This window comes from Ornithinibacillus sp. FSL M8-0202, assembly GCF_037975285.1.
Lineage (GTDB): Bacteria > Bacillota > Bacilli > Bacillales > Amphibacillaceae > Ornithinibacillus > Ornithinibacillus massiliensis.
In genome coordinates this window covers 274,756-297,213 of the sequence record NZ_CP150248.1, presented here as the reverse complement: position 1 = coordinate 297,213, position 22,458 = coordinate 274,756, and the positions used below count along the sequence as shown (strand labels likewise).

19 protein-coding genes are annotated in these 22,458 nt (G+C 37.7%); 17 read left to right on the top strand and 2 right to left on the bottom strand.

Translation table 11 applies throughout. The annotated features are described in order from the left end of the window. Positions 1-136 precede the first annotated feature (136 nt). Complete coding sequence (locus MKY78_RS01465) at positions 137-1,384, top strand: lactate racemase domain-containing protein (RefSeq protein WP_339215641.1); 1,248 nt, start codon at positions 137-139, stop codon at positions 1,382-1,384. A gap of 73 nt (positions 1,385-1,457) precedes the next feature. After that, positions 1,458-2,318 (top strand): serine/threonine-protein kinase, encoded by an 861-nt coding sequence (locus tag MKY78_RS01460; protein ID WP_339215640.1) that lies wholly within the window; start codon positions 1,458-1,460, stop codon positions 2,316-2,318. Positions 2,319-2,469: 151 nt separating this feature from the next. Here MKY78_RS01460 and MKY78_RS01455 read toward each other — a convergent pair whose 3' ends face one another. Further along, the gene (locus tag MKY78_RS01455; RefSeq protein WP_339215638.1) at positions 2,470-4,056 is read right to left on the bottom strand and encodes a peptide chain release factor 3; all 1,587 of its coding nucleotides are present in this window, start codon (positions 4,054-4,056) and stop codon (positions 2,470-2,472) included. Between the two features lie 444 nt (positions 4,057-4,500). Here MKY78_RS01455 and MKY78_RS01450 point away from each other — a divergent pair, with 444 nt between their 5' ends. From MKY78_RS01450 to MKY78_RS01385, 14 genes are all read left to right on the top strand, one after another. Further along, positions 4,501-5,406 (top strand): hydroxymethylglutaryl-CoA lyase, encoded by a 906-nt coding sequence (locus tag MKY78_RS01450; RefSeq protein WP_339215636.1) that lies wholly within the window; start codon positions 4,501-4,503, stop codon positions 5,404-5,406. 182 nt (positions 5,407-5,588) lie between these two features. Then, a complete protein-coding gene (locus tag MKY78_RS01445) occupies positions 5,589-6,941 on the top strand; it encodes an IS1182 family transposase (RefSeq protein ID WP_107919837.1) in 1,353 nt (450 codons plus the stop codon). A gap of 292 nt (positions 6,942-7,233) precedes the next feature. Next, positions 7,234-7,839, top strand: coding sequence for an XRE family transcriptional regulator (locus MKY78_RS01440; protein WP_339215634.1), 606 nt, complete (start codon positions 7,234-7,236; stop codon positions 7,837-7,839). Positions 7,840-8,133: 294 nt separating this feature from the next. After that, the gene (locus MKY78_RS01435) at positions 8,134-9,420 is read left to right on the top strand and encodes an OFA family MFS transporter (protein WP_339215632.1); all 1,287 of its coding nucleotides are present in this window, start codon (positions 8,134-8,136) and stop codon (positions 9,418-9,420) included. A gap of 90 nt (positions 9,421-9,510) precedes the next feature. Then, positions 9,511-11,862, top strand: coding sequence for an FdhF/YdeP family oxidoreductase (locus MKY78_RS01430; RefSeq protein ID WP_339215630.1), 2,352 nt, complete (start codon positions 9,511-9,513; stop codon positions 11,860-11,862). Between the two features lie 10 nt (positions 11,863-11,872). Further along, positions 11,873-12,688 carry a formate dehydrogenase accessory sulfurtransferase FdhD gene (gene fdhD / locus MKY78_RS01425; protein ID WP_339215628.1) on the top strand — a complete coding sequence of 272 codons (816 nt, stop codon included), beginning with the start codon at positions 11,873-11,875 and terminating at the stop codon, positions 12,686-12,688. Positions 12,689-12,916: 228 nt separating this feature from the next. Then, positions 12,917-13,930 (top strand): GTP 3',8-cyclase MoaA, encoded by a 1,014-nt coding sequence (gene moaA, locus MKY78_RS01420; RefSeq protein ID WP_339217789.1) that lies wholly within the window; start codon positions 12,917-12,919, stop codon positions 13,928-13,930. A gap of 29 nt (positions 13,931-13,959) precedes the next feature. Continuing rightward, the gene (locus MKY78_RS01415) at positions 13,960-14,970 is read left to right on the top strand and encodes a MoeB/ThiF family adenylyltransferase (RefSeq protein WP_339215626.1); all 1,011 of its coding nucleotides are present in this window, start codon (positions 13,960-13,962) and stop codon (positions 14,968-14,970) included. Positions 14,971-14,980: 10 nt separating this feature from the next. Further along, a complete protein-coding gene (gene glp / locus MKY78_RS01410) occupies positions 14,981-16,282 on the top strand; it encodes a gephyrin-like molybdotransferase Glp (protein WP_339215625.1) in 1,302 nt (433 codons plus the stop codon). A gap of 1 nt (position 16,283) precedes the next feature. Further along, on the top strand, positions 16,284-16,739 hold the full coding sequence (locus MKY78_RS01405) for a molybdenum cofactor biosynthesis protein MoaE (RefSeq protein ID WP_339215623.1): 456 nt from the start codon (positions 16,284-16,286) through the stop codon (positions 16,737-16,739). 12 nt (positions 16,740-16,751) lie between these two features. Further along, positions 16,752-16,985, top strand: coding sequence for a molybdopterin converting factor subunit 1 (gene moaD / locus MKY78_RS01400; RefSeq protein ID WP_339215621.1), 234 nt, complete (start codon positions 16,752-16,754; stop codon positions 16,983-16,985). 2 nt (positions 16,986-16,987) lie between these two features. Further along, complete coding sequence (gene mobB / locus MKY78_RS01395; protein WP_339215619.1) at positions 16,988-17,491, top strand: molybdopterin-guanine dinucleotide biosynthesis protein B; 504 nt, start codon at positions 16,988-16,990, stop codon at positions 17,489-17,491. Further along, entirely contained in the window at positions 17,491-18,090 is a 600-nt protein-coding gene (locus MKY78_RS01390) for a molybdenum cofactor guanylyltransferase (protein WP_339215617.1), read from the top strand. The genes mobB and MKY78_RS01390 overlap by 1 nt, the downstream gene beginning before the upstream one ends. Next, complete coding sequence (locus tag MKY78_RS01385) at positions 18,091-18,609, top strand: MogA/MoaB family molybdenum cofactor biosynthesis protein (protein ID WP_339215615.1); 519 nt, start codon at positions 18,091-18,093, stop codon at positions 18,607-18,609. A gap of 253 nt (positions 18,610-18,862) precedes the next feature. Here MKY78_RS01385 and moaC read toward each other — a convergent pair whose 3' ends face one another. Continuing rightward, positions 18,863-19,348, bottom strand: coding sequence for a cyclic pyranopterin monophosphate synthase MoaC (moaC, locus tag MKY78_RS01380; protein WP_339217788.1), 486 nt, complete (start codon positions 19,346-19,348; stop codon positions 18,863-18,865). A 281-nt stretch (positions 19,349-19,629) separates the two neighbouring features. On the opposite strand from moaC, the gene MKY78_RS01375 reads away from it, so the two are divergent. Then, a complete protein-coding gene (locus MKY78_RS01375) occupies positions 19,630-22,377 on the top strand; it encodes a UPF0182 family protein (RefSeq protein WP_339215614.1) in 2,748 nt (915 codons plus the stop codon). Positions 22,378-22,458 lie beyond the last annotated feature (81 nt).

The window sequence follows — 22,458 nt, the reverse complement described above, 5'->3', positions numbered from 1 at the left end:
ATACACACCTCCGCCTATAATATACCCCATATTCAAGCCTCTTACCCAAAGTATGGTTACTTTGGAGCATTTTAATGAATGTACAGAATATATCATGTATACTGATAATTAAACCTATCGATTAGGAGATGGTACTATGATTTTATATGAAATTGAACAGTCATTTAAATCTTCTAAGTTAAAAAACTTGAAACATATAATATGGAATGAGATGAAACAAAATAGTAGTATAAATGATTTACCTCCTGGAGCAGAGGTAGCTATTACAGCTGGAAGTCGTGGTATAGATAATATAGTCAAAATATTAAAAGAAATTGTTTTGTATTTACAAAGCAAGAAGCTGCGACCTTTTATTGTTCCTTCCATGGGAAGCCATGGCGGGGCAACAGCAGAAGGACAGGTTCGGGTATTAGAACATCTTGGGATTACTGAACAATCAGTTGGGGCGCCAATTCGATCGTCTATGGAAGTCGTTAAAGTTGGAGAAATACATGATGATTTCCCAATCTATATGGACAAGCTAGCCTATCAGGCGGATGCGATTATAGTGATTAATCGAATCAAGTCTCATACAGCTTTTAGCGGCAAGATAGAAAGTGGTTTAAGTAAGATGGTGTTGGTTGGCTTAGGGAAGCAAAAAGGTGCAAGCTTCTTTCATAGTCAGGGAGCAGATAGGATGGAATATAATCTTGTCGAAGGCTCGAAAGTGGCACTAGAAAATTCTCCTATTCGTATGGGGCTTGCTGCCGTAGAAGACAGTTATGACCAGACCGCAATTATCCAGGGGGTCTCGGTAGATAATTGGCATGAAGAAGAGGCTAAACTATTGAAGAAAGCAAAAGAACTAATGCCTTCCTTACCCATTAAGGATATTGATTTATTAATCGTCGAAGAGATGGGAAAAAACTATAGTGGTACGGGGATGGATCCGAATATAATCGGAAGACTACGGATTGATGGAATAGAAGAACCAATAGAGCCAAGAATTAAAAGAATAGTTGTACTAGATTTATCAAGTGCTTCACATGGAAATGCACAAGGGGTAGGTCTTGCCGATTTTACTACAGAGAGATTGTTTCATAAGGTTGATAGAGAAGCAACGTATATGAACTGTATTACTAGTACTTTTTTAAGAAGAGCTATGTTTCCGTTTATCTATCCTACTGAACAAGATGCGATTGAGCAAGCATTACATAGTTTAGGGCCTAATTTTAAACGAGATAATGCTTCCATTATCCAAATTGCTAACACATTACATCTAAATCGTTTGATCGTTTCGGAAACAGTATTAAAACGTATTCCTCCCGATGTTTCATATACTGTGATAAGAGAAATGAATTGGTCATTTGAAAGAGGGGAACTTTCCTATAAATTATCTAATTAATGCAAAAGACAACTTCATTTTTTCTTCTGAAGTCAAAGCTTACATTCATTAGTTCGAATAAGAAGGAGTACATATGATAAAAAAACAGTTAAATCAGGATATTTCCATTCAACTAAAAGCGGATTATAACTTTATTTGGTTAAGCAGATTTGGTCAAGTCTTTGCAGTATTTGATCAACAAGATTCTGGTAATATAAGCTTTGGAGTAGAAAGCGAAGGAGTTAAACGATTTTTGAAATATGCAGGAGCGGAGACTCTTCATGGTTCCGTTTCTCCAGAATTGGCAGTTCAAAATCTTAAACAATCGGTTGGAATTTATCAAGACCTATCCCATGCTTCTTTAGTCAATTTATTGGATCATATGGAAGTGGGGGATGGATATTGTCTTTTATTTGATTGGTTTGGTGGAGAAGTTTTACACAATCACTGGAATTTCCCACCACCACTTAAATATGAACATCCTGATTCACCATTCTTCCGGTTTAAACAATTGCCTATAGAAAAACGACTGGCAGCTTTTAAGCAAATTTTGGAATTTCACGTTCATGTTGAACGTCATGGATATGTTGCCATTGATTTTTATGATGGAAGTATATTATATGATTTCACGAATTACCAGCTTAAAATTTGTGATATTGATTTATATCGGAAAAAGCCATATATAAACACGATGGGGAGGATGTGGGGCTCATCTCGATTCATGTCCCCAGAAGAATTTGAATTAGGTGCTGTAATAGACGGCAGCACAAACGTCTTTAATATGGGAGCGATGGCTTTTTCCCTATTAGGTGGAGAATTAAATCGTTCATATGATAAATGGGAAGCTGGCAGAGAGCTGTATGAGGTTGCCATTAAGGCGGTGGAAAAGGATCGAAACAAACGCTTCCCTAGTGTAGAAGTGTTTTATCAAGAGTGGAATAAAAGCGACTCTTGAGTAAATACAACGATGCACGATAACAGCTCCGAAAATAAATGTAGAAGCCTAGCTTAACAGCTTTAGCAAGCGTTATTTCCGGAGCCGTGTGAGGTGCACGTTATATCATTCAAGTTGTTAGTTGAATATCGTTTTCCTACTAAAAACTATTTTATTTAACTTGGCCATACGAATTAACTTCAAACAAATCAATTAACTCAATGTCCTTATGATTATCTTTAAACCAGTTCAATGCAAACTCATTACGGAATAGGACGAGATAATTATCGTTACGATCACGAACAAGTAAATTACGATCATCAAATAGCGATTCCTTTACCTGTTCTGCCTTCAACCATCGAGGTATCCGTTCCCCAATCGATTCAAACATAACCTCTACATTGTATTCATTTTCCATACGGTATTTAAACACTTCGTATTGCAATTCACCTACTGCTCCGAGAATATAGGACTCCGTTCGTTTGTCTTTAAATAGTTGAATGGCTCCTTCTTGTACAAGCTGCTCAATTCCTTTTTTGAACTGTTTCGACTTCATAACATTTTTTGCCATTACTTTTTTAAATAATTCAGGTGGAAACTTTGGAAGTTCATCAAATTCAAAAGCTGCCTTTCCTTCTAGTAATGTATCTCCAATTTGATAGGCATTAGGATCATAGATTCCAATAATATCTCCAGCATAAGCTTCATCGATTGTATCTCGGGTAGAAGCAACAATTTGTTGCGATTGTGATAGCTTAAATACTTTACCTGTACGGGATAGCTTCACACTCATACCACGTTCAAACTTACCAGAGCAAACGCGAACGAAGGCAATCCGGTCTCGGTGTTTAGTGTTCATATTCGCTTGAATTTTAAAGATAAATCCAGAGAAATCAGGATTATCCGGGGATACAATTCCCTCAGTTGACCTTCTAGCTTGGGGTGACGGTGCAAGCTTTATAAATGTATCAAAAAAGTCATGGACACCAAAGGGAGCTAGTGCACTTCCGAAAAATACTGGTGTTTGCTCTCCGTTTAAAACAGCTTCTAATGAGAATTGGTTACCAGCCTCATCTAATAATGCTAATTCCTCTTTTGCGGCCTCAAATTCGCTTGTGGTAATCATAGCTTGATTATCTTCGTTCTCTAGTTCTCCATACGGAATGTGAGATTCAGCTTCATTACCATTAAATTTAATAAATTGTTGATTCATTCTATCGAATATACCAAGGAAACGTTTCCCCATACCGACAGGCCAGTTCATAGGGTATGTTTCGATTTCCAGAACTTCCTCAATCTCTTCTAATAGTTCGAAGGGTTCTCTACCTTCACGGTCCAATTTATTAATAAACGTAAAAATAGGAATACCACGCATTCTACATACTTTAAATAATTTAATTGTTTGTGGTTCAATACCTTTTACCGAATCAATAATCATAACAACACTATCGACAGCTGTCAGTGTACGATACGTATCCTCACTGAAATCTTCGTGTCCAGGAGTATCGAGAATATTTACTTGAAAATCTTTATATGGAAAATTCATTACACTGGAGGTAACGGAAATACCACGCTGTTTTTCGATTTCCATCCAATCAGATGTAGCGAATTTACCAGATTTTTTACCCTTTACCGTACCGGCAGTACGAATTAGATTTCCATATAATAATAATTTTTCAGTTAATGTTGTTTTCCCAGCATCTGGGTGGGAAATGATTGCAAATGTTTTTCGCTTTGCTACTTCATCTTTTATGCTCATGTCTATTTCCTTTCCCTATAGAACTTACAAGGTATTACATACCTTATCTATCATACTATATTCAATGTAAATTGCATAATTGATTATATATGTCACTTCTTATGTAGTTATAAGTGGATAAGGAGGATCAGTCTATATCACTGTATAAAAGTTCTAAAACGCCAAAAGCTCTTAAGTGAGAATACATAAAACGTAAGGCCATACAGATAATACACAGCGAAAAAGCAGTATCTAGAAATAATACTTATAAATCAAAAAATTTAAAAATAACGGTTTGACATAATGTATTATAGTAGGTTAAACTTTATTCAACAAAGTTGAATAAAAGGATACAATATTGAATAAGAAATAATAAAAACGATTTTTTATTTTTCACATATTTTACTTATATACATGTAATCGGAAACAGGAGGCTTTTGTCATCAATAAAAAGGAGGGGAATACGTGGGAAAAAGACCAGATTTTGTTCAGTTAAAAGAAGTGGGCCCTCGTGATGGTCTACAAAATGAAAAACAGTTTATCACGACAGACGATAAAGTGGCATGGATAGATATGCTCTCTAATACGGGAGTAACAGAAATAGAATACTCTTCATTTGTTAATCCGAAATGGATCCCAGCCTTAGCAGATGCTAAGGAGGTTGGGAAGCGGATTAAGCGTAATCCTGCTGTCGTGTATTCGGCGTTAGTCCCAAACATAAGAGGGTTGGAGAATGCACTAGAAGCAGGTATAGACGGAGCGTCTGTTTTTATGTCAGCGAGTGAAACCCATAATGTAAAGAATATCAACAAATCGATAACGGAAACCTATCCTGTACTAAAGCAAGTTATTGATGAGGCGAAGAAAGAAAAGAAAAAAGTTACGGGCTATGTTTCTACAGTATTTGAATGTCCATATGAAGGGAAAATAACGCCAACTCAGGTTATGCAAGTATGTGATCAATTAATCACAAGTGGTGTGGATGATATTTCACTAGGGGACACGATTGGTTCAGCAGTACCCTCTCAAGTAGAACTACTACTGGATGAAATACTGAAGCGATTTCCAAAAGAAAAAATAATCATGCATTTCCATGATACCAGAGGAATGGCGATTGCTAATATCATGACCGCATTAAATTATGGAATAACGAGGTTTGATACGTCAATTGGTGGACTAGGAGGCTGTCCTTATGCTCCGGGTGCAGCAGGTAATGTCGCAACAAATGATGTCTTATATTTATTACATGGGTTAGGGATAAGCACAGGTATACAGGATAAAAAGGTTCAAGAAGCTTCTATTTTTATCCAAAACAAACTAGGAAAAAAACTTCCTAGTCGATCGTTAGCTTATGTAGAAGGAACAGGTTAATATAGGAGGATTGTGATTAAGGTGTAAAATCACAATCCTTTTTATTTTACATATGAATGAATTTCATAATTCTTAGCCCTTGTGTATCAAGGGGTTTAAGAGATAAAAAAAGAAGTACCTCCCCAAATCTTGTATAATGGTAGTTGACCACAAACCATAAAAAGACTGGAGGAGTACTTCTTATGACTATTATACGACAACCTAGCCTATTTGGCATACAGGAATTATTTGACATGGAACCTACCCAAAAATATGAAGCCATTATTTCAGCGGTAGATTTGGATTCGATGTACCATCAAGTGGCGAAAAAATCACGGTTGGGTGCACCGGAAGAACTAAACTATGCAGCCATGATTATCTCCACCTTTGTAAGATACATAGAGCGCATCCCTACGATGAAGGATCTTATAAAACGTCTTCATGATGATCTAGCTTTTAAGTTAAATTGTGGCTTTTTGGTTTCTGATCATGTGCCTTCAGAATCCTCCTATTCACGTCTCATAACGAAATTGGAGGAAAGCGATATCCTTGAGAAAGAACAAGAAAAAGTGGTCCTCCAGGCTATTGCAGAAGGTTTCATCACGGATGATACAGTGGCCATTGATGCAACCCATTTTGAAGCACGAGACCAAGCGCAGCCAAAAGAAGAAAAGCCAAAATCTGAACCCCAAAAACGTGGTCGGAAATCAAAAGATGAGCGTGACGGGTGGCTTAAAGAACAAGCTGAAACGGAAGCCAATTTACCTTTATATGATAGAAAAATTGTGGCCCAATTAGATGTTCCCCTAGCCGAACTACGTGCCGAAGTTCCCCAAGACCCTAAATGGGGCGTGAAAAAGAACTCAGAAGGACAAAATGTTTTTTGGTTTGGCTACAAAGGTCATTTAGCCGTTGGTACATCAAGCCAATACATTCTACAGGCTCTTTTTTCATCTGGGAGTCTAAATGATGGTAAGGCAGCTATCCCTTTACTGAAAGGAATTCAGGAACGCCTTCACCTTCCATTACGTTATCAAACAATGGATGCGGGCTATGACTATGAACCCATATACGAGCAGGTACATCGAATGGGACAACAATCCGTCATCGCGTATAATAAGCGAAATGAAGGGGAAATCATTGGCTATGATAAACACTTTGCCCCAACTTGTTTCAGAGAGCATTCTTATCGTTATGATAGTTTTGATCCTAAATATGAAACATTGAAATACACAAGACCAAAGGAATGCAGCGACTGTCCCTTAGCTAATGAAGGTATTTGCCAAAAGGTTTATAAAGTGAAAATCACTTCAGACCTTCGCAGATATACCGCACCAGCACGCGGGTCACAAGCATGGAAAAACATTTTCAAACGTCGTACTGCCGTAGAACGGGTTAATGCCTATCTGAAAGAATTCTTTCAACTGAACAATGTTCGCTATCGTACTGGGAAACGTGCAAAAATTCATTTTGACATGGTAACCCTTATTTATAATGCTTCAAAGTTAGCCGCAGACCGAATTAATGTACAATTAAATCAGCAACAAGTAGCATGATTTCTGTTTTTAAAAATACATTTTAGAAATTCTGTAGGATTCTGTATTTTTAAAAAGAGCAATTATGAAATTGACTCATATAATTAAAAACTAAATTTCGTTATCAGTGGTAGAATGTAGGAAGATGACTATGACTTAGATACCGTTTTCCGTATTAGCTTATTATTCTGTATCCTATTGTCTATTTATATTTTTGTAACGAAACCAAAGGTATCAAGTAATATTAATAAAGATAAAGTTAGCTAACGTATAAAATCTATCCTACTCTTGACTAGCAATTTATCTCTAATCTATGATAGAAGAAAGATTTGCAACAACAAGAGGGGAGAGAAAAATCATTAATCTGGAAACAATCGGGAAGAAAATAAAAGAAATGCGCCTGCGGAAAAAATGGACTCAGCAGCAAGTTGCAGATGAAGCAGGTATTTCAAAAAGTATGCTATCGAAAATAGAAAACGGGCAATCTGCATCTGCCATTGCAACCCTTTCTAAAATCAGTGAAGTACTCGAAGTTTCTCTCTCATGGCTATTAGATGAACAAAATGAACAAGACTTGGTTTTATTACCTAAGTCCAGTAGAAGGCCGAGATTTGGGGATGAAAATATGGGGTATTCCTATGAGCTTCTTGCCAATCGTTCATCACTATCTGGATTTGAACCGACTATTGTTCATGTAACCCCTAAGAATTTAAATGCTCGTGAAGATACCTATACGCACTCACAAGACGAATTTATCTTTATTCTCGAAGGGGCAATTTATCTTTTATATGATGGAAAAAAGTATTATATGGAAAAAGGAGATAGTGCTTGTTTCCAAGGTTCTAAACCGCATCTATTTGTTCCAGTAGATGAAAATGAAGCGAAAGTTTTAACATTTTTTATCGATAATCCTTTATAAAAGCCTTGCAATCGGTCTGAACGCTAAAGTTAGTGTCCCAATACTAGCTAATCGGTTCACCTTGCAAGGCTTTTTTATTTTAGCTTGTCAAAGGAGCAAAATTAATAGTTGATTAGCAATCGCTTTCATGATAGGATAATAAACAGAATTGATTGAAAATAATAAAAAATAATACGTTTACACCTTGTTTTGCAAAGCAATTATAAAAGCCCAATCTGCCACTAAGTGCTCTATAGTGAACTTGTTTTTAGTATGATTAATGATGAAACTTACTATGATTAAAGGAGGAAGTTTATGGAGAAGGTCAAAAATAGGTGGCTAATCGCAGCATCTGCTCTTGGTGTTCACCTTTCCATTGGATCGGCGTATGCATGGAGTGTGTTTACCAATCCAATGATTGAACAGTATGGTTGGAGTCAGACACAAGTTTCTACAGCGTTTAGTATTGCTATTTTCTGCTTAGGCTTTTCGGCAGCATTTATGGGGCGCTTTGTAGAAAAAAACGGTCCTAAAAAATCAAGTATGCTAGCAGCGATATTCTTTGGGGTAGGAGTTGCTGGTTCAGGTGTTGCAACGCTTTTGGAATCATTGCCTTTATTATATCTTTTCTATGGAATTATCGGAGGAATGGGACTTGGAATCGGATACATATCACCAGTGTCAACACTTGTTAAGTGGTTCCCTGATCGGCGTGGCTTGGCAACTGGTTTGGCTATTATGGGATTTGGATTTGCTGCTATGCTCAGTGGCCCAGCCATCGAATCGTTAATAGGTTTAGTTGGAATATCGAATACATTCTTTATTCTTGGAGCGGTTTATTTTGTTGTCATGACGGCATCTGCTCAATATTTAGCACCACCACCAGAAGGTTGGGTACCAGCAGGCTTTGTGGAAAAACAAGAATCTGGGAAGACAAAGATTAAGATAAGAGAAGATTTATCCCAGTTAACTGCTAATGAAGCAATCAAAACAAGAAGATTCTGGATGTTATGGTTTATGTTATTTATTAATGTCACTTGTGGAATTGCCATTCTTGCCGTAGCATCCCCAATGGCACAGGAAATTACCGGAATGACAGCTATTGCTGCAGCTGCTATGGTAGGTGTGTTAGGCTTGTTCAATGGTGGAGGACGGATTGGTTGGGCGTCATTAAGTGATTATATTGGTCGTCCTAATGTATATACTGCTTTTTTTGTTATTCAAGTAGTGGCATTTGCCATCTTACCATTTGCATCTAATGCGATTTTATTCCAAGTTCTTTTGTTTGCCATATTAACGTGTTATGGTGGTGGATTCGCATCGGTACCAGCATATATTGGTGATTTATTTGGAACAAAGCAATTAGGTGCAATTCATGGCTATATTTTAACTGCATGGGCTATGGCTGGAGTTGTTGGGCCTATTCTGCTTTCCTTTATTTATGACAATACGGGTAGTTATACGTTAACGATGACTATATTTTCTATTATGTTCGCTGTAGCGTTAGGGCTATCTTTGTGGATACGATTGGATATTAAACGACTTCGAGGGGAAAAAGAGAAGCTTGCTGTGCAGCATGCCTCTGCAGCAACACAAGAATAGCATATTGGTAATCGAAAAAGGGTCGCGACTTCAAATAAGGAGTCTGACCCTACATGTGTATCTCAACCAGCTAAAAAGGAGGAGAACGTCTTGGGAAAAACGAAGCATACTGGTCCGATCAAAATATCGAAGAAGCCTGATCCGAAGCTTTGGGTAAGTAAAGTACCATTTGGATTAGGAAAAGTAAAGCCACATCATATTCGAGATACGATGAAAGTGGTGTGGGAGAATAAGGATAACTTACCATACGCAACTCGAATTCTTACGCAGGGTGTATGTGATGGTTGTGCATTAGGTGTTGCTGGACTTAAGGATCAAACATTAAAGGGTCCACATGTATGTACGACAAGATTGAATGTACTTCGTCTAAATACGATGGGGCCAATAAAGGAAGATATTTTACATGCTGATATAGAAGAACTGCAAAAGATGAATAGTACAGAACTTCGTAAGCTAGGAAGAATTCCTTATCCATTAATCCGTAAGCCGGGGGACCGAAATTTTAGACGAATATCATGGGATGACGCCCTAGATAGAATTGCGGATAAAATGAAAGCGGTTAATCCGAAGCAAGCTGCGTTTTATACAACGTCAAGAGGAATAACAAATGAAGTTTATTACACGTTAGCGAAGGTTTCTCGTTTTTTGGGAGTAAATAATGTAGATAATGCTTCACGTATCTGCCATTCACCATCTAAAACGGCGTTGAGCCGCTCTATTGGTGTGGGAGCTTCGACTTGTAATTATAAAGACTGGATTGGTACAGATGTCCTCGTATTCTGGGGATCTGTCGCCGCTAATAATCAACCTGTATCCACGAAATATATGTATGCAGCTAAACGTAAAGGAACCAAAATCATCATTATTAATCCATACCATGAGCCAGCAATGGATAAGTATTGGGTTCCTTCCATTCCAGAATCAGCACTGTTCGGAACGAAAATTGCGGATGATTTCTACCAGGTTAATATTGGTGGTGATATCGCCTTTATGCATGGAATAATGAAGCATTGGTTTGAAATGGAAGAACGTGAGCCAGGATCAGCCCTTGATCACAATTTTATAAACCATCATGTAAATGGTTTAGCAGAATTGCAAGCTAAAGTAAAATCCTATAATTGGAAGCAATTAGAAAAATCATCGGGTATTTCGAAAGCGAGGATGCTAGAATTAGCTCAGTTACTAGCTAAATCACGCTCTGCGGTTTTTGTTTGGTCGATGGGACTTACGCAGCATCGATTTGGCACAGATAATATATCACAAGTAGCTAACTTAGCATTACTTAGAGGTTTTCTCGGTAGAGAGCACTGTGGCTTAATGCCAATCCGTGGGCATTCTGGGGTGCAAGGTTCTTCCGAAATGGGTGCCGATCCATTCTCCTTACCAGGTGGAGGTCTCGATGAAAATAATAGGAAGCGAATAGAACAAATTTGGGGATTTGATATCCCGCAATGGCAAGGAGATATTGTTGGGGTATCCTTGGAAAATGCACTATTGCCAGAACAGCATGAAAGAAAATTAAAGCTCTATTATATGTCTGGTGGAAATTTCTTAGAAACGATGCCAGATCCAGATTTTGTGAAGGACAGTTTGGAAAATATTGATTTACGAGTGCATCAAGATATTATCTTGAATACCTCGACACTACTAGATGCCAAAGAGGCTGTTCTCGTTTTACCTGCTATGACGCGGTATGAGCAGCCTGGGGGAGGAACGTCTACTTCAACAGAGAGAATGGTCTATTTCTCACCAGAAATAAAAGGACCTAGAATCGAAGAAGCACGAGCAGAATGGGAAATATATATTGATTTAGCAAAAAGAGTTAGACCGGATAAGAAAGAGCTAATCGATTTTAAGGATGCCTCTGAAATCCGTGAAGAGATCGCTAAGGCAGCACCAAACTATGATGGGATTCAAAATTTAAAGAAAAAGGGTGATCTCTTCCAATGGGGAGGAGCATGGTTATGTGAAGATGGTATCTGTCCAACTCCGGATGGAAAAGGGAATTTAATTACAGTTGAATTACCAGAATTACGAAAACCTGAAGGACATTTTTATGTAACTACTCGACGGGGAAAACAATTTAATTCGATGATTTATCATGAGAAAGATCCATTTAATACTGCAGATCGATTTGATGTACTAATGAATAAAAAGGATGGAAAAGAGCTTGGTATTCAGGAGGGAGATGCTATTGTCGTCTTTAATCAGCATGGGTCATTTACTGGACGTGCAAAATTTGTCCCAGTACGGTCTGGTAATTTAGAAGTACATTGGCCAGAGGGAAATTCCTTAATTCCTAAGGGTGTCTATGAGAGCTTTGCTGGAATACCGGAATATAATACTGCAGTCATTGTGGAGAAAGCGGAAACCTACTATGCACAAAAAGATACCAAGTACGTGGAAAAACGTATAGAAGAATTAGAAATGGAACCACAATGAAGGTGAGACGATGAATGATATCAATCAGGATGGTTGGGAGATAGTTCGTTTTCATGGTAGAGAGGCATTAGAAGTGGAAGAGGAGATTGCTATAGAGTTTCCTTTAACCATTATTTTGAATGGGGAAGAATTTGCAACAATGCTCTGTTCCCCAACCAATCTAGAAGAGCTTTTAGTCGGATTTCTGGCTTCAGAGGGGATTATTCGCCTATTCAAGGAAATTAAAAACCTTTCGATAGATCAGGTGAGCGGATTTGCCTATGTCGACTTATATAAACAAATAAACTTGCGAGAGCAGGATTATTCCAAACGATTTATTGGTTCGTGTTGTGGGAAGAGTAGACAGTTTTACTTTAAAAGTGATGTCAAAACTGCTAAAACGATAACGAGTTCATTATCGTTATCTGTAGAACAATGCTATAATCTTATGAAAGATTTACAAGAACGTTCTGAACAATTTAAAAGAACTGGCGGTGTTCACAATGCAGCACTTGCAACACCAGAAGATTTGTTAGAGATTCGTACCGATATAGGAAGGCATAATGCACTAGATAAAGTGTATGGTAGTGTATTACAGAATCAAATCCCATTAGCAGATAAACTCATCGTATTTAGTGGTCGTATCTCATCGGAAGTACTACTTAAGGTATCTAAGATTGGTGTTGGAATATTATTGTCTAAGTCAGCACCAACAGATCTAGCATTAAATCTAGCAAATGATCTAGGTATTACAGCAATCGGTTTTGCCAGAGAAAATAAAATGAACGTTTATACACATCCATCTAGGATTAAAGAAGTAAGTAGCAATAGCAAATACCATGCTTGATTGGCGTGGAGATAGAATAAAAGTGGATTTCTACTGAATTGCTACATGGGTGGGTAATCGTTTCAAACATAAATTTGGTGAGCCAATATCTCTTTTGAGAATGTTTGGCTCACCAGTCCATACGCCGTTGGAATTTTCTAGGATAATATAGCGAATGCTTAGGCTTTCGTTAGATATTTTTCTATTATTATCTCACCATTTTAGTCAAAACAGGTCATTAGGAGGCCGATACGCATGAATATTACGGATAAATTTGGTCGTCCCATACAGGATTTGCGTATTTCCGTAACGGATCGATGTAATTTTCGTTGTACATATTGTATGCCTAAGGAAATATTTGGGAAAAACTATCCATTCCTACCTAAAAGCCATTTACTAACATTTGAAGAGATTGAAAGACTAGCGAAGACATTTGTGAAGTTAGGTGTTAAAAAGATTCGTATTACAGGTGGAGAACCATTATTGCGTAGAGACCTATCCAACTTAATAGCTAGATTATCTGCCATTGAAGGGTTACAAGATATTGGTTTAACAACTAATGCTACATTACTAGAGAAAATGGCTGTATCGTTAAAAGCGGCCGGCTTAAAACGGGTTAATGTTAGTTTAGATGCTCTTGATAATGATGTATTTCAATTGATTAATGAAAGTGGCGTAAGTACGAATCGAGTAATACAAGGTATGGAAAAGGCTCTACAGGTGGGCCTTGATGTAAAAGTGAATATGGTTGTAAAAAAGGGTATGAATGATCAGGAGATTATTCCAATGGCTAAGTTTTTTAAAAATAAAGGTATTTCATTAAGGTTTATCGAATTTATGGATGTTGGCAGTACGAATGGTTGGGATTTTAGTAAAGTAGTGACAAAAAGAGAAATCTATGACCAGCTAACAGAGCATTTTGATTTAGAGCCAGTCGACCCTGCATATGTAGGGGAAGTAGCAAAGCGCTACCGGTACGTAGGTAGTAATGTAGAGGTTGGTTTTATTACTTCGGTTTCGGAATCCTTTTGCTCGACATGTACAAGAGCTCGAATTGCAGCAGATGGTAAGGTCTATACTTGCTTGTTTGCTGCAAGTGGATTCGATTTGAAAGAACTAATTCGCTCTGGGGCTACTGATGAGGAATTAGAGAAACAAATCATAGTAATTTGGCAAAATCGAACGGACAGATATTCCGATGAGAGAACAGAAGAATCCTCAAGAAATAAAGAAAAAATTGAAATGTCCTATATCGGTGGTTGATATTATCTTACTTAAGTGAGGGAAAGTCAATGAAGGATCGTTATTCGCGCCAGGAATTATACAAACCAATCGGAGTAAGTGGTCAAAAAAAGATACAGAGTAAGCATGTGTTAATTATTGGATGTGGCGCACTTGGAACGATGAATGCAGAAAGCTTAGTACGAGCTGGAATAGGTAGGCTGTCCATCGTTGATCGGGATTATGTCGAGGTAAGTAATTTACAAAGACAACAGCTATTTACTGAGGAGGATTGTTTGAAGCAATTACCGAAAGTGATAGCTGCTAAAGAACACTTACTTAACATCAATTCTACCGTCACGGTTAATGCGTATGTCATGGATGGTACGAGTTCGAATTTGCCATCATTGATGGAGGATGTGGACTTGGTTATTGATGCTACGGATAATTTTGATATTCGCTTTATTATGAATGATTTAATCCATCAATATACCATTCCATGGATATTTGGCTCCTGTGTCGGTAGTACAGGGATGAGTTATACCATCTTACCTCAAGAAACACCTTGCTTACAATGTTTACTTGATGCAACCCCAGTTTCAGGTGCAACCTGTGATTCAGTAGGGATCATCTCCCCGGCTGTACAAATGGTTGTCGCACTTCAGCAAGCGGAGGCATTAAAGATCTTAGTAGAAGATAATAAATCCCTACGTACGAAGCTAGTGACCTTTGATTTATGGAATAATATATTTCACACCATGGACTTAAAACGTGCAAAGAAAAATACCTGTCCTACATGTGGGGAGAATCCTATATATCCGAAACTAACCTATGCGTCACAAACCAAAATGGAAGTTCTTTGTGGGAGAAATACGGTTCAAGTTCGGTCGAAACGAGAAGTACATATGAAAGAACTTGCTAGACGATTAAGCGAAATTGGAACGGTTCATCAGAATGATTTTTTACTTTCAGTCGATTATCAATCATTTCGGGTTGTAATATTCAAGGATGGTAGAGTGTTAATTCATGGAACGAATTCAATTGAACAGGCTAGAAATATATATTATCAACTAGTAGGATAGGAGGGGCAGCATGGTAGAAAGAAGAAAACCTATCAAGGTTCAGGATGCGATCCAACGAATGATGAACTATAAAAAAACTGGGAGCTTACAGTATGTGCCAATTGAAGATTCCTATGGGCATTTTCTTGGTCAAGATTTAATTGCTGACCATGATGTGCCTTTTTTTGACCGCTCACCATATGATGGTTTTGCAGTTCGTGCAATGGATACAGTAGGTGCTTCAAGAAGTAACCCAATAACTTTTGAAGTAATCGGGGAAATAGGTGCCGGAAGTGTATTTCAAGAGGAAGTTGGGAAGAAACAGGCTGTTCGTATTATGACTGGTGCCATGATTCCTAAGGGCTGTGATGCCGTTGTGATGCTTGAGCTAGCAAACGAATATGAAGTGAATGGAGTTGCATATTTTGATTTAAAGCGTAGCTCTAAGGCAGGGGAAAATATTTCATTTACAGGAGAGGATACAAAAAAAGGTACGGTATTGGCATCAAAGGGAACTTTTATAAATCCGGGGATTGTAGCTTTACTTGCTACCTTTGGGTACAAAGAGGTTCCGGTCAGTGTAAAGCCAAAAGTCGGAATCATAGCTACTGGAAGTGAACTATTAGAGGTCGATCAATCTCTTGAACCAGGTAAAATACGGAATAGTAACGCCTATATGGTGTATGCTCAAGTGAAAAGAGCGGGGGGAGAACCAATCTATCTTGGCCATTTCTCAGATGATTTTGATACATGCTTTATCCAGGTGTCAGAAGCTTTGGATAAGGTGGATTTTTTAATTACTACTGGTGGAGTTTCCGTTGGGGATTACGATTATCTTCCCGCAATCTATGAGAAATTAGGAGCCAACGTATTATGTAATAAAATTGCGATGCGTCCAGGGAGTGTTACGACTATAGCGGAATACAATGGCCAGCTTTTATTTGGATTATCAGGCAATCCATCTGCATGTTATGTCGGATTTGAATTGTTTACTAGGCCTATTATCCGTGAATTTTTACATACTAGTACACCGTTTTTAAAGAAGGAAGTGGCTATCTTAGGAGCTGACTTTAGGAAAGCGAACCCTTTTGATAGGTTTGTTCGTGGCCAATTAAGGTTTAAAAATGGTAGGTTAATAGCAAATCCAATTGGATTGGATAAATCGAATGTCGTTTCTTCATTGGGGCAGGCAGATATTCTCATTCAGCTTCCCGGTGGAACTAGGGGATATGAAGCAGGGATGGAGGTCTCCGTTATTTTACTAGATGATCAAGAAGGTGTATCATTTGATAGCTTTATAAAACAGGAGATTTATTCTAAAAGGAGTAAATGAAATGAAGGAAGATATGTATGAAATTCTCGAGGAACCAATTCAAGTTGAGAAGATTATTGAAAAAGTAACAAGAAGAAAAGCTGGAGCTATTACAACTTTTCTAGGAACAGTTCGTGAGTGGACAGATGGCAGAAGGACAATTTTTTTAGAATATCAAGCCTATAAAACGATGGCAGTGAAGAAACTTGCCCAGATAGGGAAAGAAATTCAAGAAAGATGGCCAGATACAGAGGTTGCCATTACCCATCGGATTGGAAAACTAACTATTTCCGAGATAGCGGTTGTAATAGCAGTATCCTCACCACATCGAAAAGCAGCCTATGAGGCGAATGAATTCGCGATGGAGAGAATAAAACAAATTGTGCCGATATGGAAGAAAGAACATTGGGACGATGGAGAAACATGGATTGGAGATCAGCTTGAACAGAACGGTTATCCAAATGGTGAACCATCCTAAGGAGGTAGCAGAATGATTACAGTTCTATTTTTTGCCCAATTGCAAGAAGCTATAGGGAAAGAAAGATTGATTGTGGAAGAATCTGGAATAACCATTACGGAATTAAAGGAAAATTTGAAAATGGAATATGCTTTACCACAACTAGATCATGTGATGACAGCTGTTAATGAGGAGTATGCACTGCCAACAGATACTGTTTCTTCAGGGGATATTGTTGCGTTTATCCCACCAGTAAGTGGGGGATAAGCATGGTCATTCTACAAGTTGTAGGATATAAAAATAGTGGAAAAACGACTATTGCAAAGGAATTGATTACGTACTTAGCAAGCGAAGGAATAAGGATTGCTTCACTTAAGCACCATGGACATGGTGGACTACCAATTGGTTTAGAGAAAACAGATAGTGAACAGCATAAACAAGCTGGTGCATATGTCGCTGGAGTACTAGGTGAGGATGTATTACAAGTATCCCATTCTGGGGATTGGCAAATTCAAGATATTCTTCTTATTTATCAACAATTAGGAGTAGAGTTCTTACTATTAGAAGGGTTTAAAAAACTAATTTTTCCCAAGCTAGTTCTATTAAAGAATGAAGAAGAGTTATCCTTAATTTCATCCCTACAAAATGTCATCGGGATTATAACCACCGCTGAAATTAATGCATCTGCCATTCCTTACCCTATATTTCATTTCGATGAAACCAATCGCATATGTACTTGGGTATATCATAACTATAGAGAGGGATGGTTATGATGGGAAAGGGCGTATCAGGAATTATAGTAGCCGGTGGAAAATCTAGTAGATTCGGTTCGCCAAAGGCATTTGCTGAGAAGGATGGGATTCCTTTCTATCAATATACGATAGCTGCCATGGAACCCCTAGTAGAATCGATTGTTCTCGTTTCCAGTAGTGAATTAATAACTAAGTTCACTAGCGAAGATACTAGCTGCAAAATTATTACCGATAACCCTGCCATAGCTGGACTGGGGCCACTAGCAGGTATTTATTCTGGAATGGAGCATCTAACAAGTGAGTGGTATTTGATTTCTCCGATTGATACACCATTTATTAATACAAGAACATATGAGATTCTTCTTGATCATATTGGAGCTGGAAAAGAAGCGATTGTACCAATTGTAAATGGAAGACTGGAGCCTCTTATATCGATATTTCATTGTTCCATAAAGGAGAAAATGAAGGAGCAACTACGCTGTAATATGCTTGCTCCGAGGCAACTATTTCAAAACAGTCAAGTAGCTTACGTGGAATTTGATGATGATAATCCATTTCGTAACATTAATTACCAAGAGGATTTAGAACGGTATATAAAGACAAAAGAAGGAGGTAGTTAGATGCTGCAAGAACATCGTGAGAATGAGAGAGCTTCCGTGAAATGCTCCGTTATGACTGTAAGTGATACACGTACGAAGGAAACGGATAAGAGTGGAAAGCTGATTATACAATTATTAGAAGCAGAAGGGCATCGTATAACGCACTATGACATCGTTCGAGATGAGAAAAGACTTATCCAAGAAATGGTAAAAGGCGTTACGATACGTCAAGATGTGGATGTGGTACTTATTAATGGTGGTACAGGAATTTCGGAGCGAGATGTCACCATTGAAGCCATTCAGCCTCTTTTCACTAAGGAAATTCCAGGATTTGGTGAGCTGTTTAGAATGCTAAGTTATCAGTCAGATATTGGTTCTGCTAGTATGCTATCTCGGGCTACAGCTGGTGTAATGAATAATCGAATTGTTTTTTCTACACCAGGTTCACCAAAAGCTGTCCAACTTGCAATGGAAAAGCTAATCCTACCTGAACTTGGACACGTGTTGAAGGAAGTGACGAAGGATATCGATGAAAAGTAAGAGGCTGGGACATAGCTAAAACAAAGGTGATAAAATACGAACAATCACTACTTTAGCCCCGGAAATATACGGAGACTCCTGTGGGAGGAAAGGGCACGGTTGAGACCCCTAAAGAAGAAGCACGAGGAGGCTCAACAGCCGCCCACGAACCGCAAGTATATTTCCGGGGCGGATTTGATGCGCTAACTTTCATGTTCGGTTTATCCTATATTAGAAATAGTTTTGTCTAAAGCCTCTTAACTAATAAAGTTAACTACTTGCTTCGTTTATAATCTCCGCTCTTTCCACCACTTTTTTCAAGCAAATAGGTAGAACCAATCGTCATGCTTTTATCGATAGCCTTACACATATCATAGATGGTAAGTGCTGCTATCGAAGCAGCTGTTAAGGCTTCCATCTCAACTCCTGTACTACCAACAGTCTTAACCTCTGAGTGGATAATAAGTTCTATGTTATCATTTACTTCATTCCATTCGAACGTAATATTAACCCCGCTGATTGGAATCGGGTGACACATCGGAATGAGAGAGGAGGTTTGTTTGGCTGCCATAATACCAGCTACTTGGGCAACTGACAGAACATCACCTTTTTTTATTTGTTGCTGTTGTATTGCTTCATAGACGAGTTGGTTCATATGTATACTAGATCGAGCAACAGCTACACGGGAACTAGCTTCTTTATCAGATATATCAACCATTTTTGCTCGACCATCTTGATTAAAATGGGTAAGCATGATTATCATCCCCCTTTAATACTTCACTTACATTCATCATATTTTACTAATCAGAAAATGACAAGGATTCCCTATAGTATGAGGGTTTTTAGGGGGAAGTGGGTACCACTACTAACTAGAAAACGAAATGGATAATCCCTTGTTTATTTATGAATGAATTTATGTACGAGAATTATTTTGAAACCTAAAGTAGTGTCGCATCGTATTAATAGTTGCAATATCAGAAAATCTGATATGATTAGGATAAGCAATTATTTTTGTTTAACTATTAATTAGGGGGTACAACATTGGATTTCACCGTTTTTGAAAACAAATCTTCAAAAAAGAAACCAAAGCTATCGAAAGCTAAATCAATTACTTTATTGGTTATTGCTCTCGTTCTTATTGTAGGTTTTTTATCTGTTGGATTGTTAACAGATTATATTTGGATGGATAGTGAAGGGTTCCGTAGCGTTTTCGTATCCATTTTAAGTAGTAAATTATTACTTGCTGCGGTTGGTTTTGTTGTTTTTCTTGTACTATCTGTTGTTACATTTTATTGGATTCGTAGTTCCTATATTAGTTATTTAGATAACGAAAAACTACCACCAATAATTTTAGAAAAGAAGAAGAGTAGTGCTATTATATTTGCTATTTCATTATTAATTGGATTATTGGGTAGTTCTCTAGTACAGGGGATTGGTTGGGAGCCATTACTGAAATTCTTGAATCAAGCATCCTTTGGGATAACCGATCCGTATTTTGACATGGATATTGCATTTTATATGTATACATTGCCAGTATTGAAAATTGCTATAAATCTATTACTAGGCTTAGCCATCTTTTTCTTTTTAATAGAAGCAGGATTCTACTCTGTGTTTTCCATGTATCGCAAAAGTAAAAAAGCTCAAATTCATATGGGAGTTACTTTAGGGGTTATAGGTCTATTGCTAGCAGGTCTACATGTATTAGCTCCATATGAAACATTATTAACAAATCAAGTTAATATTTTTCAAGAAAGTGCTGTTTATGGTTTAAGCTACACAGACCAAATAATCAATATTCCTAAATCTTATATTTTAGCAGCAGTTGCTATTATTGGCACCATCTGGATGATTATTGCGATGAATCGCGGGAAAATTGTAGCTATGGCTATTCCAGTTGTAGTTTATGTCGCATTAGTTATAGTTGGTCAGGCTTCTAGTGTAATTGTACAAAGCTTTATTGTTTCTCCAAACGAGTTCTCGAAAGAGGAACCATACTTGGCGCATAATCTAGAATATACAAGAGCTGCCTATCAATTAGCAGAAATCAAAGAAGAAGAACACCCAGCTAATGATTCTTTAGATTCTGATATGATTGAGCGGAATCGGCTAACGATTGATAATGTACGAATTAATGATGTTAGACCGTTACAGGATGTTTACGATCAAACCCAAACCATACGACCTTATTATACGTTTAATGATGTGGATATTGACCGTTATATGATCGATGGAAAATATGAGCAAGTATTTATTAGTCCAAGGGAATTACGCACGGAGGATCTATCCGATCAAGCGAAAACATGGGAAAATCTTAATTTACGCTATACCCATGGATATGGTGTTGTAATGAGCCATGTTAATCAGGTAACACCACAAGGACAACCGGAGTATATGTTAAATAATTTACCACCACAAGGTGTTATCGACATTAGTCGTCCACAAATTTATTTTGGGGAAGAGCCCTATGATGAAGTAATTGTTAATAGTAAGAAGGAAGAATTTGATTATCCTGAAGGTGGCGATAATGCCACATCACGTTATGAAGCAGATAATGGAATACCGATGACTGGTTTAAATCGTTTATTATTTGCAATCGACACAGGTAACTTCCGTATGCTTGTCTCTGATCAGATAACGAAGGAAAGTTTATTACTTCATACACGTAATATCGTTGATCGTGTTAATAAAATCGCTCCTTTCTTTGAGTATAATGATGATCCATATATTTTCATTCGCGAAGATGGTAGTCTTGCCTGGATGATCGACGCATACCTTACTGAAGCACAGTATCCATATGCTGAGCCTTATAATAATAGTGGTGAGAATTATATTCGTAACTCTGTAAAAGTAGTTGTAGATGCGTACAGTGGAGAAGTTAATTACTATCCAGTAGATCCAACTGACCCATTGCTACAAACATATCGAAATATATTCCCTGATTTATTTACGGAAGAAATTCCTGAGGATGTTCAGGCACATTTCCGATATCCTGAAAAGTTATTTATAACACAAGCGACGATGTTCGGAACATATCATATGACCAATCTGGAAGTATTTTATAACCGTGAGGATGTATGGCAATTTCCGACAGAGAAGTACTATAACAAAGATATAACGATGAATCCATACTATGTCACGATGAAGCTTGAGGAAACAGAGATGGAAGAATTCATCTTAATACAGCCATTCACACCTAGAAATAGACAAAACATGATTGCATGGATGGGAGTTCGAAATGATGGGGAGCATTATGGTGAGATATTCGTACATCGTTTCCCTAAGCAGAAGAACGTATATGGTCCACAACAAATTGAAAATAGAATTAATCAAGACAGTGTGATATCACAGCAGTTAAATCTTTGGTCTCAAGGTGGATCAGAGGTTATTCGAGGGAATTTACTAGCCATTCCAATTGAAGATACGATTCTCTATGTGGAACCAATTTATATTGAATCGTCCAATGAAACATCACTTCCAGAAGTAAAACAAGTGGTGGTAGCATATGGTGATTATATTGTGATGGAAGAAACCTTTGAAAAAGCCTTAGACCGGATTCTTGAATTAGTGGATCCTAATCATGAATCAGATGAGGAAGTAGATCCAACTGAATCTAATGAAAGTGTTGAGGGTGGGGAGGATACGAATCCTATTCTTGATGCAGAGGATACGCTAATAGAGCTATCCGAATTATTCGATGCCTATCAAAATGCGCTTTCACAAGGTGAGTGGGAAAGAGCTGGAGAAGTAATGACTGAAATAGAAACATTATTAGAAGAAATTAATAACTGATAATGATAGAAGGGTGGTTGATAGGCTTTAGCCTGATAACCACCCTTCTTGTGTAATCAGTCAGGTAACTTGAACAGTTAA

What these genes read in the sequence shown, in the direction of transcription:
- MKY78_RS01390 (WP_339215617.1), top strand. Translation starts at nt 17,491, where the DNA reads ATGGGAAAGGGCGTATCAGGAATTATAGTAGCCGGTGGAAAATCTAGT.
- fdhD (WP_339215628.1), top strand. Translation starts at nt 11,873, where the DNA reads ATGAATGATATCAATCAGGATGGTTGGGAGATAGTTCGTTTTCATGGT.
- MKY78_RS01445 (WP_107919837.1), top strand. Translation starts at nt 5,589, where the DNA reads ATGACTATTATACGACAACCTAGCCTATTTGGCATACAGGAATTATTT.
- MKY78_RS01465 (WP_339215641.1), top strand. Translation starts at nt 137, where the DNA reads ATGATTTTATATGAAATTGAACAGTCATTTAAATCTTCTAAGTTAAAA.
- moaD (WP_339215621.1), top strand. Translation starts at nt 16,752, where the DNA reads ATGATTACAGTTCTATTTTTTGCCCAATTGCAAGAAGCTATAGGGAAA.
- MKY78_RS01415 (WP_339215626.1), top strand. Translation starts at nt 13,960, where the DNA reads ATGAAGGATCGTTATTCGCGCCAGGAATTATACAAACCAATCGGAGTA.
- MKY78_RS01440 (WP_339215634.1), top strand. Translation starts at nt 7,234, where the DNA reads ATGATAGAAGAAAGATTTGCAACAACAAGAGGGGAGAGAAAAATCATT.
- MKY78_RS01385 (WP_339215615.1), top strand. Translation starts at nt 18,091, where the DNA reads ATGCTGCAAGAACATCGTGAGAATGAGAGAGCTTCCGTGAAATGCTCC.
- glp (WP_339215625.1), top strand. Translation starts at nt 14,981, where the DNA reads ATGGTAGAAAGAAGAAAACCTATCAAGGTTCAGGATGCGATCCAACGA.
- mobB (WP_339215619.1), top strand. Translation starts at nt 16,988, where the DNA reads ATGGTCATTCTACAAGTTGTAGGATATAAAAATAGTGGAAAAACGACT.
- MKY78_RS01455 (WP_339215638.1), bottom strand. Translation starts at nt 4,056, where the DNA reads ATGAGCATAAAAGATGAAGTAGCAAAGCGAAAAACATTTGCAATCATT.
- MKY78_RS01405 (WP_339215623.1), top strand. Translation starts at nt 16,284, where the DNA reads ATGAAGGAAGATATGTATGAAATTCTCGAGGAACCAATTCAAGTTGAG.
- MKY78_RS01435 (WP_339215632.1), top strand. Translation starts at nt 8,134, where the DNA reads ATGGAGAAGGTCAAAAATAGGTGGCTAATCGCAGCATCTGCTCTTGGT.
- MKY78_RS01460 (WP_339215640.1), top strand. Translation starts at nt 1,458, where the DNA reads ATGATAAAAAAACAGTTAAATCAGGATATTTCCATTCAACTAAAAGCG.